Genomic DNA, 1645 nt, shown 5'->3' with positions numbered 1-1645 from the left:
GGCGGCGGTGGACACGCTGGCGTGGTCGGGGCTGCGTTCGCCGGGGGCGTTGCGGGATCGGTTGCGGGCCGGGCAGGGCTGGTTGAGGGTTACCGGGATCGGTAATGCGCGGGTTGCGGGGGAGGTCGCGGCTGCTCGTGCGCTGGAGGCCGGTGAGGGCCGGAGCCAGATCAGGGCGTGTCTGTCCGATGAGTCTCGTGCCGCGGTGGATCCGGAGGTGGTGCATGCGATCGCCGCTGAGCAGGGTTATCGGGCGTTGACGACGTGGTGCCCCGACGATGACGCGGCGTTTGACGCGGTGTTCGTGCCGGGTGAGGTCAGCGCTGAGGTTTTCGACAATGTGTGTCGTGCCGCGTCGGCGGGCCGTGGTTCGTTGCGTGCTTACGGCAATGATCCGCTGGCGTCGCGTTACACCGGTGATCTGACCAGCCGGTTGCGTCAGCAGCTGGGTGAGATGTTGCCGGCGCACATGGTCCCGGCGGTGCTGGTGCCGATCGACCGGCTCCCGCTGACGCCCAGCGGTAAACTCGACCGCCGGGCCCTGCCGGCGCCGGAGTTGGGCACCGCGCACACCAGCCGGGCCCCCCGCACTCCTCAAGAAGAAATCCTTTGCGGCCTGTTCGCTGAAGTCCTCGGCCTACCCTCCGTCGGCGTCGACGACAGCTTCTTCGACCTCGGCGGGCATTCGCTGCTCGCCACCCGTCTGATCAGCCGCATCCGCACCACACTCGGCGTCGAGCTGCCGATCCGGACGTTGTTCGAGGCGCCGACCGCGGCCGGGCTCGCGCGGCGGCTGGACGAGAACCGAGACGTGCGCCCGAGGCTGCTGCCGGTTCCGCGCCCCGAGGCTGCGCCGCTGTCGTTCGCTCAGCGCCGGCTGTGGTTCCTTGACCGGCTCGAAGGTCCCAGCCCGACGTACAACATTCCCCTGGCCTTGCACCTGACCGGAACCCTCGACACAGCGGCTCTGCGCAGCGCCCTCGGCGACATCGTCGACCGCCACGAAAGCCTGCGCACCGTGTTCCCCGAAGTCGGCGGTGAGTCGTTCCAGCGCGTGCTGCGCGGCGACGACGCCCGTGCCGATCTGCCAGTACGGCACATCGAACGCAACCACCTCGACGAGGCGCTCCAGAACGCCGCGCGTACCACCTTCGACCTCAGCAAGGACCTCCCGGTACGAGCGTGCCTCTTCGCGATCACCGAGGACGGATCGCCGACCGACGAGCACGTTCTGCTGCTGGTGCTGCACCACATCGCCGGCGATGGCTGGTCCCTGGCACCGTTGTCACGCGATCTGGTCACCGCCTACGAAGCTCGGGTGCAGAACCGGGAACCCGGCTGGTCGCCGCTGCCGGTGCAGTACGTGGACTACACGGTGTGGCAGAACGAGCTGCTGGGCGACAAGAACGATCCGGACAGCTTGTTCGCGTCGCAGGTGCAGTATTGGGCCGAAGCGCTGAAGGACCTGCCCGAACGGATCGACCTGCCGCTGGACCGGCCGCGCCCTCCCGTGGCGTCGTTGCGTGGTGATGTCGTCGGGTTCCGATGGGACGCGGATCTGCACCGGGCTCTGGTGGAGCTCGCCCGTGGCAGTGGGACCAGTTTGTTCATGGTGTTGCAGGCCGGTCTGGCGACGTTGCTGAGT

1 protein-coding gene is annotated in these 1645 nt (G+C 68.4%); it reads left to right on the top strand.

The annotated features are described in order from the left end of the window. Window positions 1–205: 205 nt before the first annotated feature. A partial coding sequence (locus ADL15_RS11850) for a condensation domain-containing protein (protein ID WP_269748336.1) occupies window positions 206–1645 on the top strand: 1440 nt, incomplete at its 3' end.

Source organism: Actinoplanes awajinensis subsp. mycoplanecinus, from assembly GCF_001509495.1.
Classification (GTDB): Bacteria; Actinomycetota; Actinomycetes; order Mycobacteriales; family Micromonosporaceae; genus Actinoplanes; species Actinoplanes palleronii.
Note: the sequence above shows the minus strand (reverse complement) of the source record. Positions and strands in the feature narration are given on the sequence as shown.